Here is a 13,351-nt window from a genome sequence, read left to right on the forward strand (position 1 = left end):
CTCGTCGGGCCCCACCGAACATCCCCCCATGGACACCTTCCTGACGACCGACCGCCTGACCCTCCGGCCGTTCGCCGACACCGAGGCCGACCTCGATCTGGTGGTGGAACTCGACAGCGACCCGGAGGTGATGCGGTACATCACCGGCGGCCGCCCGATGATCCGGGACGAGATCCGCGCCGACTCCTTCGCGCGGATGCTGCCGGGCGGCTTCTGGGCCACGCATCTGCGCACGACCGGGGAGTTCCTCGGCTGGCACTGCCTCCGCCCGCTGGCGGACAGCCCGGCGGGCTCGGCCGATCTGGGGTACCGCCTGCGCAGGGCGGCCTGGGGCAAGGGGATCGCCACCGAAGGGGCCCTCGCCCTCATCGACAAGGGCTTCGGCGAACTGGGCCACGACCGGATCACCGCGAACACCATGTCCGTGAACGCGGGTTCCCGTCGGGTGATGGAGAAGTGCGGACTCTCCTACGTCCGCACCTACTTCGAGGAGTGGCCCTATCGGGTCGAGGGCGACGAAGAGGGCGATGTGGAGTACGCGCTGACCCGCGAGGAGTGGTTGACGCTCCGCTAGGGCGCTGTCGGGCGGCGCGCACGGTGCAGACGCACGGGTCCTACGGGCTGGCACACGGGCCGCACAAGCATGGCGGACGAGCCTCACGAGCACCCGGAACGCCCCGAATACAGGCCGTATAGGATACAGATTCGCATCCCATACGGTGTTGTACCGTGAGCCGGGTCACGTCGGCGCCTGAATGCCTGTGGAGGAAAGCGTTGCCCAAGGGACCGACCAAGCGCCGCCCACAGACCACCGCGCGCCTACTGGAGGCAGCACGGGAGACGTTCGCCGACCGCGGCTTCCACGGCGCGTCCATCGAGGAGATCTGTGAGCGCGCCGGCCTCACCCGTGGCGCGTTCTACTCCAACTACCGCACCAAGGAAGAGTTGTTCTTCGCCCTCTTCGACCTGCACGCCCGGCGTGTGGTCGAGCGGCTCGCCGCGGCGGTCGAGGAGATGCAGGACACCGAGGACCCGCTGCGCACGCTGATCAGCCGCACCAGCGCGCTGGACGAGACCGAGCGCCGCTGGTACCTGCTGTCGACGGAGTTCACCCTGCACGCCGTCCGGCACCCGGACACGGCCCGCACGCTCGCCGAGCACGACCGTCGCCTCCGCGCGGAGATCGCCGGACTGCTGGCGATCCTCTTCGACCGTCTGGGGCGGCGCCCCACCATCGCTCTCGACTCCCTCGCCCGGCTGGTCACAGCCCTCCATGAGGGCTCGCTCGCCCAGAGTCTGGTCGAACCGGACCAGCTTCCGCCGGACGAGCTCCCCGGCACCTACCTCCCGCTCGTGATCAAGGCCGCCTCCCGGCCCCGCCGCACCCGCCGCACGGGCTCCTGACCCCTCACCAGAGGGCCGTCCGCACCCCAACTCCCCTCCGCTCCATACCCATTGACGAAAGGTATGGACCAATCTACGGTGTGCGCACCACCCCCCGATTCCCCGCCGCTGACGCCTGTCGTGGCGCGAAGGGAGCACAGCGTGACCGGTCGGATAGCGCGTCTGCTGAAAGCCGGCCTCGCGGCCGTCTGCCTCCTGCCGATGCTGGGCGCCGCGGCACCCGCCACCGCCGCGCCGCGCAGCGACACCTGCGCCGTGAAGACGAAGCCCACCGGCAAGGTCCTCCAGGGGTACTGGGAGAACTGGGACGGCGCGGCCAACGGCGTCCACCCGCCGTTCGGTTGGACCCCGATCACCGACCCTCAGATCCGCGCCCACGGCTACAACGTCATCAACGCCGCGTTCCCCGTGATCCGCTCGGACGGCACCGCCCTCTGGGAGGACGGCATGGACGCGACGGTGAAGGTGCCGACCCCGGCCGAGATGTGCCAGGCCAAGAGCGACGGCGCGACGATCCTGATGTCCATCGGCGGTGCCACGGCCGGCATCGACCTCAACTCCACCGCGGTCGCGGACCGTTTCGTCGCGACGATCGTGCCGCTCCTGAAGAAGTACAACTTCGACGGCATCGACATCGACATCGAGACCGGCCTGAGCGGCAGCGGGGACATCAACCAGCTGTCCCCCTCCCAGTCCAACCTCATCCGCATCATCGACGGCATCCTCGCCCAGATGCCCGCGGGCTTCGGCCTCACCATGGCCCCCGAGACCGCCTACGTCACCGGTGGCAGCGTGACCTACGGCTCGATCTGGGGCGCGTACCTGCCGATCATCAAGAAGTACGCCGACAACGGCCGCCTCTGGTGGCTGAACATGCAGTACTACAACGGCAGCATGTACGGGTGTTCCGGCGACTCCTACGAGGCCGGCACCGTCGAGGGCTTCACCCGGCAGACCGACTGCCTGGACAAGGGCCTGACCATCCAGGGCACCACCGTCAAGGTCCCCTACGACAAGCAGGTGCCCGGTCTGCCCGCCCAGCCCGGCGCGGGCGGCGGCTATATGTCCCCGGACCTGGTCGCCCAGGCGTGGAACACCTACCGCAACGGCCTGAAGGGCCTGATGACCTGGTCCCTCAACTGGGACGGCGCGAAGGGCTGGACCTTCGGCGACAACGCCAAGTCCGCTCAGGGCCGCTGAGGCCGGGGCGCACGATCAGACGCTAGGACCGCCGGCGCGGCCGACCGCGCCGGCCCGCGTCCTTGGCCGCCGCACCGGTCCCGCGCCGCGGCCCACGCCCGGCCGGCGCCTTGCCCCGCGCCGCCCCGCCGCCCTTGCCGCCCGACTGCCCCTGCTGAGCCTTCTGGCCCTTCTGCTCCTTCTTGCCGGACGACTTCTGCTGCGCCTCCTCGGCCGTGCGGCGGCCCCGGGAGCTGTTCACCGTCCGTCCGCGGACGATCCCGATGAAGTCCTCGACCTGATCGGTGGTCCGGTCCTCGCGCCACGACAGCGCGACCTGGGACTGGGGCGTGCCGGTGATCGTCCGGTAGATGAGGTCCCGCCGGTGGTACAGCCGGGCCAGCGACTGCGGGACGATGAGCAGCCCTACCCCGGCCGCCACCAGTTCGAGGGCGTCCGGTGTCGTGGCCGGGCGCTCGATCGCGGGCCGCCCAGGGGGCCGCTCCCAGTCCAGGGTGTCGTCGAGCGGGTGCTGCATGATCTCGTCGGCGAGATCGTCGACGGACACCTCGTCGAACGCGGCGATCAGGTGGTCCTTCGGCACCACGACCACCGACGTCTCGGTGTAGAGCGGGATCGCGCTGAGGTCCGTGCGATCGACCGGCAGCCGCAGGAAACCCGCGTCGGCAGCACCGCTCCGCAGCACCTCGGCCGCCTCGTCGGCTGACACCTGGTGCAGGGTGAGCGGTACGTCCGGCAGGCGCTCGTTCCAGATCCGCACCCACTTGGCGGGTGTCACTCCCGGTACATACGCGAGCCGGAACGAGGGGGAAGTCTCCGAGCCTGTCACCCCGCCAGGTTACCCGCCATGGTCAGAGGCCGTGGTCAGAGGTGGTGCGCACGCTCGATACCCTGGAGCCATGAAGTCGCACCAGACCGCCCAGACGATGAAGGCCGCCACCGCGGCGAAGAAGCTGGGTGTGTACCTCCAGGCCACCCCCTCCGAGTTCCAGGAGGGCGTGGTCTCGCGCGCCGAGCTCAACGCGCTCCAGGCGGATCCGCCCGAGTGGCTGCGCGAGCTGCGGCGCAACGGCCCCCACCCCCGCCCGGTGGTCGCCGCGAAGCTGGGCATCTCCATCTCCGGTCTGGCCCGCGCCGGCGTCACCGACGCCCTGACCACGGAGCAGGTCGACGCGCTGAAGACGGAGAACCCCGAGTGGCTGCAGAAGGAGCGCGCCACCCAGGCCGAGGTCCGCAAGGAGACGGCCCGCCTCAAGGAGAAGCAGCGCACCGAGGACGAGGCGTAAGCACCCCACCACGGGGAGCGAGGGGCCGGCCCTTCCCTCCCCGTCGGTCGTCCGCCCCTCCGCGTCGATCGTCCGTCCCCTCCCGTCGGTTCCCGTCGGTCGGCCGTTCGCGCTCGGCATACGGCACCGCCGGGTGTGTCCCGCATCGCGGCGACCCGACATGATGGGCACATGACGCCTTCGAGGACCCGACCCGTACTCGTCTACGACGGTGACTGCGGCTTCTGCACCACCTCCGTACGCTTCGCCGAGCGACACATCCGCCCCCGCTGCCGGATCACCGCCTGGCAGTTCGCGGACCTGCAGGAACTCGGGGTCACCCAGCAGCGCGCCGAGCACGAGGTGCTGTGGATCACCCCGACGGGCACGGTCCACGGCGGCGCCCGGGCCGTCGCCAAGGTGCTGCTGAACGCGGGCGGCCCGTGGGCCGTCGCCGGCGCCGTCCTCATGCTCCCCCCGGTGCGCTGGTTCGCGCACGCCGCCTACCGCCTGATCGCCGACAACCGCCACCGCATGCCCGGCGGCACCGCGGCCTGCGCTCTACCGGCCAACGCCCGCCCGAACACGGGCCGTTGAAGGCGGGAGCCGCCCGACACCCGGTATCCGGCGTCGCGCCCCCGCCGGGAATAGCCGGCCGTCCGTCGCGGCTGTACCGGACATGACCGCTACGCCTTTCCAACCGCGCGCGCTTCTCGCGGAGAGCCGCCTCGGGGTGCTCGCGACGATCAAGTCGGACGGCCGCCCCCAGCTCTCCCCCGTCATGCCCTTCTACGACCGGGAGGCCGACGTCCTCTATGTCTCGATGACCGAGGGACGGGCCAAGACCGCGAATCTGCGCCGGGACCCGCGAGCCGCGCTGGAGGTCACCAGCGCCGACGGCGGGTCCTGGGCCACCGCCGAGGGCACAGTGACGCTCACCGGCCCGGGGACGGAGCCGCACGGCCCCGAGGTCGAGGCGCTGGTGCGCTACTACCGGCTCGCCGCCGGGGAGCACCCCGACTGGGAGGAGTACCGCTCGGTGATGGTCTCCGACCGCAGGGTGCTCATGACGATGTCGGTGGACCACGTATACGGCGCCAAGCTGCGCTGACGCCGCACTGCCCGCGCCGCCCGCGCCGCCCGCGCCCCGTGAGATTCGCCGGCCTGGACGACGAGCTCGACCGCCCCGCCGTGGACGCCTCCCTGTCGGACGACCTCGGCGGACCGCCCGACACACGTCCCCTCCTCTGCACCGGGCCCTGGCGACGCTCGGCCCCTCGACCGCACAGGGGGGACCGAGGAATCGTGGCCAGACCTGCGGTCGGGGCGGCGCTACGGCGCTGTGCGGCGTGCGGCGTGCGGCGTGCGGCGAGGACAGCCCGTCTGACGTGGCCGGTCGCGGCGCGCGGGGAGCGGCAGCCGACAGTGCGTCATCCGTCGCGTCGCCGGTTGCGCCCTGCGCGCGACGTACCGCGGTGGCTCCGGCATCGGGATGCGTAGGCTCCCCGGGGAAAGGAGCTCGATCGATATGAGTCCGCTGAGTCTGGAGAAGGTGGAGCAGACCGCGCCGCCGCTGGTGAACCTCTACAAGCAGGCGGGGGTCAGCCTGCGCAAGCACGGGCTGCAGGGGCAACGGGCCGCGGTGTACCTGGTGCTGGACCGGTCGGGCTCGATGCGCCCGTACTACAAGGACGGCACGATGCAGCACCTGGCCGAACAGGTCCTGGCGGTCTCGGCGCATCTCGACGACGACGCGGTCGTCCCACTGGTGTTCTTCTCCACCGACGTCGACGGCGTGCACGAGATCAGCCTGGACGCCTACCAGGGGCGGGTGGCCGCCTACCACGAACAGCTGGGGCACATGGGGCGCACCCACTACGAGGCCGGGATGGACGCCGTGCTCGACCACTACCTCGCGTCCGGGGCGCAGGCACCGGCGCTGGTGGTGTTCCAGACCGACGGTGGGCCCACCAGCCGGACCGCTGCCGAGAAGTGGCTGTGCAAGGCCGCCGGGCTGCCGCTGTTCTGGCAGTTCATCGGCTTCGGCGACCCCGAGCACCGGGAGTTCGACTTCCTCCGCCGGCTGGACGAACTCCCGGTCCCCCGCCGCAGGATCGTCGACAACGCCGGCTTCTTCCCCGCCGGCACCACGCCCAGCGCCCTGCCCGACGCGGACCTCTTCGACCGGCTGCTCGGGGAGTTCCCCACCTGGCTGGCGGCCGCTCGCGCCCAGGGGATCCTCTCCTAGGGCGTGCCCACAACACCCCGCCGTTGGCCCGGAGAACGGGCCGAGGGGGCGGCTCCTGTACTACCGGTGCTGGCGGTACAGGGAGTACTGGGGCCCTCGCCCGGCGCAGCGAGAGTGTGCGCCGGGCGCCGGACGACAGGCGGGACGAGACCCCGCCCACCGTCCCCGATCCTCGGTCCTCGGTCCTCGGTCCTCGCCGTGCCGTCCGTCCGTCCGTCCGTTGACGTCAGGCGTCCAGCGGGCCGGACCCGGTGGACGGCATCCGGCTCCCGGGGCCGCGCAGGCGGGAGCGTATGCGGTCGAGGAGGACGAGGGCGAGGGCCAGGGCGTAGAAGGCCAGGGCGAACACGACCGCGTTGGTGGCGATACCTGCGTAGCCGTGGAGGTCGACGTCGAGGAAGGGATAGGGGTAGCGGCCGTCGGTGCCGGGGGCGAGGAGGGCGCCACGGATGAGGGCGAAGGGAAGGTAGAGGATCGGGTAGACGAGCCACTGCCAGGCGTAGCGGAACAGGAAGGCGCCGGGGGCGGTGAAGAGGAGCCGGTCCAGGACCGCGGCGAGGGGGGTCGCGGTGTGGAGGAGCTGACTGGCGACCGATTCGACGGGGGTTCGGTGGCTGGTCATCGAGAAGCCGCTGGAGTCGTTCGACAGGACGAAGTGGAAGACGAGCCCGGTGATGCAGATGTAGAGCAGCGCTGCGCCGGTGATCCGCGGCGAGAGGGCGGGACGACCGGTCCAGGCGCGGTGCGCGGACCAGGCGAAGACGAGGACCAACAAGATGTTGGACTGGATCGTGAAGTAGCTGAAGAGCCGGCCCAGATCATGGGAGTCGATCGTGTCCAGGACGATCCCGGTGACCCCGGTCAGGGCCGCCAGCGCGCGGAAGACGGCCGCGACGGGACGGCGGCCGCCGGAGGAGGGTGCGGGGGCGGCCGCCGTGTCGGGCAGGCCGGGCCGAGCCGTGGACTCGGCGGGGGCGGCAACGGCCGCCGGCGTAGTGGGGGGTGTCGGATCAGGCATTGGTCCACCGTACGGCCCGGCCCTGTGGGCCGGGCCGCGATCGCCGCGGACGACCCTGCCGAGACGCCTTCGCCACCGCGCCCGGCGGATCGCTCGAACCGACCGGGCTTCCCGTCCACGGCCCCCCTGGCCCGCACCCCTGGCCCAGGAAGTTCAACCGCACCCGGCGGCGCGGGTTGTCGATGTTGGTGTCCGCGAAGCTCCGTGAAGGCGAGGTGGGAAGGATCGAAGGATCGCCTTCGACTCCCCGCTCCCTGAAGGTCCGGGATGGTGCGGATGCATGCCTCGGAAAATGCGCCCGCACCTGTACCCGCACCGGAGAGTCACTCGCGCCGCATGGTCGGCCTGCCGCCGCTCATGGCCGCCGCGGTCAGACGCTGAACTCGACGGTGTAGCCGTACATGTCGGCGGGATACCACGAGTGCGAGACCTCCGCCGCTGCGCCGGTCGCCAAACGTGCCGTGCGCTGCGTCTGCAGGACCACACCGCCTCGGCCGATGCCCAGTTTCTCGCCGATATCCAGATCGGCGGGCCGGGCCAGGATGGACTGTCGCGCGCTCGTCAGATGGACCCCCGCCTGCTGGAGGATATGCAGGATGCCGGCCGACTTCAGGCCCCGCTTGGTCAGCAGTTTGCCGTGCGCGTCGCAGAGGAAGTTGCGGTGGAAAGCGAAGGGGGCTTCCCCGGCGAACATCAAGCGCTCGACGATCGTGCCGCGCCCTTCCGGCAGGCCGAGTTCCGCCGCCACCTCTTCCGGGAGCCGCCGCCGGTGCAGGATGGAGATCTCCCGTACGGCGTGGGCGTTGGACGAAGCCGCCGTCAACAGGTCGTTCATATCGCCCTTGAAGACATACCGCATCGTCTTCCGGGCGACGTCGAGAACGAAGGTTCCGCGACCGTGCTGCCGTGCCAGCAGGCCACTTTCGACCAGGTCGAGAAGGGCCTGCCGCACTGTGGCCCGGCTCACGCCGAATTCGCGCGCCAGGTCCTGCTCGGGCGCCAGTTGGTGGTGGGCGGGGTAGGTGCCGTCGAGAATCCGCTGGCGCAGCACGCTCGCAATCTGGTGATAGAGCGGGATCGGGGAGGAATGAGTGATCATGCGGTATCCGGGCTCGGCCTGAAAGAGGGGCGCAGTCGTGCGGCGCAGTATCTCACCTTGCACGCCAGGCTCCCAGTACGGCGATGACAACGGCTGACGCCGCCATCACGGTTCCCGCCCCGATGACCGCCGTGGCGCTCACGCCGTAGACGCCCATCAGCCACACGCCCCAGGAGGCGGCCGCATACAGGACAGCGAGGTTCCAGGACAGAGCGACGGCGGTGAACCCGTCGGAATGCGAGGCGACCAGGGTCTGCTGGTTGGTGTCGAAGGCTCCGGCGGCGATGAACCACACCAGGACGGCGGCGAGGTTGAACCACAGCGACCGGACACCGACCGCGACCGTCAGTGTCACCAGCAGCGTGGTGGTCCACAGCGGAAGCAGCACCGCTTCGCCTCGGCCGCGGGCCCGTACGGCGTCGCCGAACCGGCCGCCGAGCGACGCCCCGATGAACATGCCCAGGCCGCTGAGCAGCCCGACGGCGCCCAGTGCGGACGTGGACAGCTCGTACCGGGAACCCAGGATGTTCGGCAGGTAGGTGTACGCCCCCAGGCTCGCCGCGTGGAAGAGGAACGTGACGATCAGGGCGCGGCGCAGCCGGGCGCGGGTCCACACCCGCCACAGGACGCGCGCCCCGGTGTCCTGTGCCCGTTGGTGCCGGTGGTGTTCACCGCTGTGCCGCAGCCCGTAGAGCATCAGTGGGAGTGCTGCCAGGGCTGCCGCGCCCAGTAGCGCGAACGGGCTGTGCCAGCCGGCGAGATCGGCGGCGAAACCGCCGACGGGCACGCCGAGCACCTGGCCGAGCGCGAAGGCGCCCATCCCGGCGCCCATGGCCGTACCCCGTACGGCCTCGGGGGCGCTGGCGGCGATCCAGGCCCAGATGGCCGGGCCGGCCATGGCCACCCCGAATCCGGCGACGGCACGGGAAGCGATCAGCACGCCGTAGTTCCCACTCAGCGCGGCGGTCGCATTGCCCGCGATGAAAAGCGAGGCGCCGATGCCGACCATGGTCCGCGGCCCCAAGCGGGAGTTGGCCAGGCCGAGCGGTGGCCCGGTCACCGCCTGGACCAGGACGTAGGCGGTGACCAGATGCGCGGCACCGGCGACCGGCACGCCGATGTCGGCGGCGACCGTGGGCAGAAGTGGTGCCACGAGATACATCTCGGCGCCCACCAGGAAGAGGAAGAGATAGAGCGGTAGATAGCCCAGGAGCAGCTTCAGGAGGCGGGGCGGTGTGGAAGCGGTGCCCGGGGCCCGGGCGGCGCCGGCATCGGTGGCGGGCAGGGGGGTTTCCATCAGGGCAGCTCCGGGTTGTAGGTGCGCAGCCAGACATCGAAGTTCAGGGCGAGTTCCGCGCCGAGGTTGCTGATGAGACTGCCCCGTTCGGATGCGGTGACGGCCGCGTACAGGGCGCGCTCGTCGAAGAGCTCGGGGAGCCGGCAGTGCGGGTCCGCCAGGCGGGTGGCCAGCTGCTCGCGGAGCGCCTGGGCATAGCGGGGGTCGGGAGTCGACGGGTAGGGCACCTTGGGCCGGTGCAGTACGGAGTCCGGCAGCAGGTCGCGGACGGCTGCGCGCAGTGTGCTCTTCTCCCGGCCGTCGTGGGTCCGGTTGCGCCAGGAGAGGCCCTGGACGTATTCCACCAGCCGGTGGTCGCAGAACGGCACGCGCACTTCCAGCCCGACGGCCATGCTGAGCCGGTCCTTGCGGTCGAGCAAGGTCGGCAGGAACCGGGTGAGGGCGACATGGGATATCTCGCGCATCCGGCGTTCCACGGGGTCGCCGGCCGGGGTGTGCGGGACTTCGGCGAGAGCGGTGCGGTACTGGTCGGCGACGTAGTCGTCGACTGCGAGCCGTTCTCGCAGGTCCTTGCGGAACAGGGCGAGGATGCGCTGGTGCAGCCGACCGTGGGCAGGGGTGTCGGCCAGCCAGGGGAAGGTGTCGGCCCGGACGGCATCCGGGTGGTGGAACCAGCGGTAGCCGCCGAAGACTTCGTCGGCCGACTCTCCCGACAGGGCGACGGTGGCATGCTCGCCGACCGCGGCGAAGAGCTGGTGCAGGCTCAGATCGAGATCGCCGATGCCGTTGGGGAGGTCGCGCGCGAGCACGCTGTCGCGCCGTACCGCGGGGTCGGCGAGCCGCTCGCCCGGCAGGACGATCTCCCGGTGGTCGGTGTGCAGATGTGCGGCAGCCTGCCGCACATACGGCCCGTCCTCGGTGGGGGTCGAACTGCCCGTGAAGGAAACGGAGAAGGTCCGGATCCGGTCGCCGGCACGGTCGACGGCGAGGGCGGTGAGGGCCGAGGAGTCCAGCCCGCCGGACAGCAGCGTGCACACGGGGACATCGGCGATGAGCTGTCGGGCGACGATGTCCTCAAGCAGTTCCCGCACATGGGCGGCGCTCTTGGCGGGGTCGTCGCCGTGTTCCTCGGGCCGTGCCGCCCAGTAGCGCCGCTGTCCGTGGCTGCCATCGGCCCGGACGTGCAGCAGGTGGCCGGGCGGGAGTTCGCGCAATGCGGCGTACGGAGTGCGGCCGGGTACTTTCAGCAGGGGCAGCAGGAGCTGTGCCAGTCCTTCGCCGTCCACGCGGGGCGTGGCCGCCGGATGGGCGAGCAGTGCCTTGGGCTCGGAACCGAACGCGACGCCGCCGGGCAGCGGCAGAAAGTAGAGCGGCTTGATGCCCAACCGGTCGCGGACGAGCCACAGTTCCCGTGCGTGTGCGTCCCAGACGGCGAAGGCGTACATGCCGTTGAAGCGTTCGGCGGCCGCCGGGCCCCATTCCTGCCAGGCGGCGAGGACGACCTCGGTGTCTCCGGTGGTGCGGAAACGGTGTCCGTGGGTGGCCAGTTCGCCGCGCAGTTCACGGTAGTTGTACAGCTCTCCGCTGTAGACGAGGGAGAATTCCCGGCCGTCGCTCCCCCTGGTCATCGGCTGGACGCTGCCCTCCAGGTCGATGACGGCGAGCCGCCGATGCCCCAGGGCCACCGGGCCTTGAAGCAGGGTGCCCGAGTCGTCGGGGCCACGGCAGGCCATCGTCGCGGTCATGGCGCTCAGCAGGCGCTCCGCCTCGAGGTCACGGCCGGTGTCCTGGACCGCCCGGGCGGGCGGGAATCGGTGGTGGTCCACCCATCCGGTGATGCCGCACATGCTGGTTCGTTTCCTTCCTGCATCTTTCGTGTGGGACTGCTGTTGTCGAGTGGTCGGGGATGTCGGGGCGACCCGCTCGGGTTCAGCGGATGGCGACGCGGTAGGTGCGGAGCCAGGTGTCCACGCTCAGCAGATAGCTCAGGCCCGCTATGGCGCTGCCGGCGGCGCGAGGGCTGGGCAAGGCTTCGCCCCGCTCGACGAAGCGGCGGACGGCCGCCCGGTCGACGAGGTCGAAGACGGGGGCCCGAATATCGGTGAGCAGGTCGTGTACGCGTGTACGCAGCACCTGTGCGAACCCCGGGCTGGGGTTGGCGGGAAAGGCGCTTTTGCGCCGGTTCACCACCGAGGCAGGCAGCAGGTCGGCGACGGCCCTGCGCAGCAAGTACTTCTCCTGGCCGCCGGCTTCTCGCAGGGACCACGGCACATTGATGACGTATTCCACCAGCCGGTGGTCGCAGAACGGCACCCGTACCTCAAGGCCCGCGGCCATGCTCATCCGGTCCTTGCGGTCCAGCAGAGCGGGCAGCCAGCGGGTGAGGGCGAGGTGGGAGACTTCGCGGATGCGTGCGTCGCGCCCCCGCTCCCCTTCCAGCCGCGGGGTCTCGGCCACGGCATCGGCATAGCGGTCGTGCACGTACTCCTCGGGCCGTACGCGAGCGCGGACCTCCTCGCGCAACAGGGTGGCGGGGGCGGTACGGCCCTTGAGCCAGGGGAAGGTGTCGGCGGCCAGCGCGGCCTCGTCCCGGAAATAGGGGTAGCCGCCGAAGACTTCGTCGGCGGCCTCCCCGGACAGGGCGACCGTGGAACGCCGGCTGACCCGGGCGAAGAGCAGGTGCAGGGAGACGTCCATCTCCCCCCAGCCGGGCAGGTCCCTGGCGCGCAGTGCGGTCTCCTCGTGAGTGCGCTGCTCGTCGGAGTCCACGAGGATCGTGGTGTGCCGGGTGCCCATATGCGCGGCGGCGGCCTGTGCGTACGGCTCGTCGCGGCTGTCGTGCCAGGCGGTGCGGCGGAAGGCGCTCTCGGCCCCGGGGAAGTCCACCGAGTAGGTGGACAGCTTCTCCCCCGTCCGGGCCAGCGACCGCGCGGCGAGCGAGGAGATCGCGCTGGAATCCACCCCTCCCGAGAGCAGCGAACACAGGGGGACGTCGGATACGAGCTGCCGTTCCACGGTGTCTTCGAGCAGTTCCCGCACCCGGGCAGTGGTCTCGGCGGGCCCGTCCGTGTGCGGACGGGCCGAGGGCGTCCAGTAGCGGAACTCGCGCAGCGTGTCGCCCTGGACCCGGACGAGATGGCCCGCGCGAACCTGCCGCAGACCGCGGTACACACCGTGCCCGGGGGTGGGAGCGCTGGGCACGGCGAAGAGTTCGGCGATCCCGGTGTCGTCGAGTGCCGCCTCGAAGAGCGGGTTGGCGAGCAGTGCCTTGGGTTCCGACCCGAACAGCACCCCGCCCGTATAGGCGTGGAAGTAGAGGGGTTTGATGCCGAGCCGGTCCCGGACCAGCCACAGTGCGTCGGCGCGTGCGTCCCAGACGGCGAAGGCGTACATGCCGTTCAGGCGTGGGGCAAGGCCATCGGGTCCCCATTCCAGGCAGCCGCGCAGCACCACTTCGGTGTCCGAGCGGGTACGGAAGCGGTGGCCGCGCGCGATGAGTTCGGAGCGCAGTTCGCGGAAGTTGTAGACCTCTCCGCTGTAGGTGATGACGAGGTCCTCCCGCTCCGGGGCGGCCGTCATCGGCTGTGTTCCACCGGCCAGGTCGACGACCGACAGTCTGCGGTGGCCGAGCGTCGCCCGGGCGGACCGCCACAGGCCGGAGGCGTCCGGGCCCCGGCAGGACATGGTGTCGGTCATGTTGCGCGCTGTCGCGATGTGTTCGGGGGAGGCCAGGTCACGCCCGGTGTCGGTCCAGCCGGTGATACCGCACATGGGGGTGGGGGTTCCTTTCACGGGCATTCGGAGTGGGGGCAGGCGCGGT

Annotated in this window: 13 protein-coding genes; 7 read left to right on the plus strand and 6 right to left on the minus strand. The window is 70.9% G+C overall.

The window, feature by feature from the left end:
- Positions 1-28 precede the first annotated feature (28 nt).
- The 3 genes from JNO44_RS39070 to JNO44_RS39080 all read left to right on the plus strand — a co-directional run bounded on the left by JNO44_RS39070 (position 29) and on the right by JNO44_RS39080 (position 2,604).
- A complete protein-coding gene (locus JNO44_RS39070) occupies positions 29-574 on the plus strand; it encodes a GNAT family N-acetyltransferase (RefSeq protein ID WP_205368722.1) in 546 nt (181 codons plus the stop codon).
- A 200-nt stretch (positions 575-774) separates the two neighbouring features.
- The gene (locus tag JNO44_RS39075; protein ID WP_205368723.1) at positions 775-1,404 is read left to right on the plus strand and encodes a TetR/AcrR family transcriptional regulator; all 630 of its coding nucleotides are present in this window, start codon (positions 775-777) and stop codon (positions 1,402-1,404) included.
- A 201-nt stretch (positions 1,405-1,605) separates the two neighbouring features.
- Positions 1,606-2,604, plus strand: a complete 999-nt coding sequence (locus tag JNO44_RS39080; protein ID WP_205371299.1) for a chitinase — start codon at positions 1,606-1,608, stop codon at positions 2,602-2,604.
- A 22-nt stretch (positions 2,605-2,626) separates the two neighbouring features.
- On the opposite strand, the gene JNO44_RS39085 is transcribed toward JNO44_RS39080, so the two are convergent.
- Positions 2,627-3,433: a LysR family substrate-binding domain-containing protein gene (locus tag JNO44_RS39085; protein ID WP_205368724.1), complete on the minus strand. Its 807-nt coding sequence runs from the start codon at positions 3,431-3,433 to the stop codon at positions 2,627-2,629.
- Between the two features lie 70 nt (positions 3,434-3,503).
- On the opposite strand from JNO44_RS39085, the gene JNO44_RS39090 reads away from it, so the two are divergent.
- The 4 genes from JNO44_RS39090 (at position 3,504) to JNO44_RS39105 (ending at position 6,117) form a co-directional block, all read left to right on the plus strand.
- Complete coding sequence (locus JNO44_RS39090; RefSeq protein ID WP_205368725.1) at positions 3,504-3,890, plus strand: DUF5997 family protein; 387 nt, start codon at positions 3,504-3,506, stop codon at positions 3,888-3,890.
- Positions 3,891-4,061: 171 nt separating this feature from the next.
- Positions 4,062-4,466, plus strand: coding sequence for a thiol-disulfide oxidoreductase DCC family protein (locus JNO44_RS39095; protein ID WP_205368726.1), 405 nt, complete (start codon positions 4,062-4,064; stop codon positions 4,464-4,466).
- A gap of 82 nt (positions 4,467-4,548) precedes the next feature.
- On the plus strand, positions 4,549-4,980 hold the full coding sequence (locus tag JNO44_RS39100) for a PPOX class F420-dependent oxidoreductase (protein ID WP_205368727.1): 432 nt from the start codon (positions 4,549-4,551) through the stop codon (positions 4,978-4,980).
- Between the two features lie 417 nt (positions 4,981-5,397).
- Positions 5,398-6,117 (plus strand): VWA domain-containing protein, encoded by a 720-nt coding sequence (locus tag JNO44_RS39105; RefSeq protein WP_205368728.1) that lies wholly within the window; start codon positions 5,398-5,400, stop codon positions 6,115-6,117.
- A gap of 226 nt (positions 6,118-6,343) precedes the next feature.
- Here JNO44_RS39105 and JNO44_RS39110 read toward each other — a convergent pair whose 3' ends face one another.
- From JNO44_RS39110 to asnB (JNO44_RS39130), 5 genes are all read right to left on the minus strand, one after another.
- Complete coding sequence (locus tag JNO44_RS39110; RefSeq protein WP_205368729.1) at positions 6,344-7,135, minus strand: Pr6Pr family membrane protein; 792 nt, start codon at positions 7,133-7,135, stop codon at positions 6,344-6,346.
- Positions 7,136-7,505: 370 nt separating this feature from the next.
- Complete coding sequence (locus JNO44_RS39115; RefSeq protein WP_205368730.1) at positions 7,506-8,234, minus strand: GntR family transcriptional regulator; 729 nt, start codon at positions 8,232-8,234, stop codon at positions 7,506-7,508.
- Positions 8,235-8,286: 52 nt separating this feature from the next.
- Positions 8,287-9,531 (minus strand): MFS transporter, encoded by a 1,245-nt coding sequence (locus JNO44_RS39120; RefSeq protein ID WP_205368731.1) that lies wholly within the window; start codon positions 9,529-9,531, stop codon positions 8,287-8,289.
- Positions 9,531-11,378 carry an asparagine synthase (glutamine-hydrolyzing) gene (asnB, locus tag JNO44_RS39125; RefSeq protein ID WP_205368732.1) on the minus strand — a complete coding sequence of 616 codons (1,848 nt, stop codon included), beginning with the start codon at positions 11,376-11,378 and terminating at the stop codon, positions 9,531-9,533. The genes JNO44_RS39120 and asnB (JNO44_RS39125) overlap by 1 nt, the downstream gene beginning before the upstream one ends.
- Before the next feature lie 82 nt (positions 11,379-11,460).
- Positions 11,461-13,302: an asparagine synthase (glutamine-hydrolyzing) gene (gene asnB, locus JNO44_RS39130; RefSeq protein WP_205368733.1), complete on the minus strand. Its 1,842-nt coding sequence runs from the start codon at positions 13,300-13,302 to the stop codon at positions 11,461-11,463.
- Positions 13,303-13,351: the final 49 nt, after the last annotated feature.

The organism is Streptomyces noursei (genome assembly GCF_016917755.1).
In the GTDB taxonomy this organism is placed as follows: domain Bacteria; phylum Actinomycetota; class Actinomycetes; order Streptomycetales; family Streptomycetaceae; genus Streptomyces; species Streptomyces yunnanensis.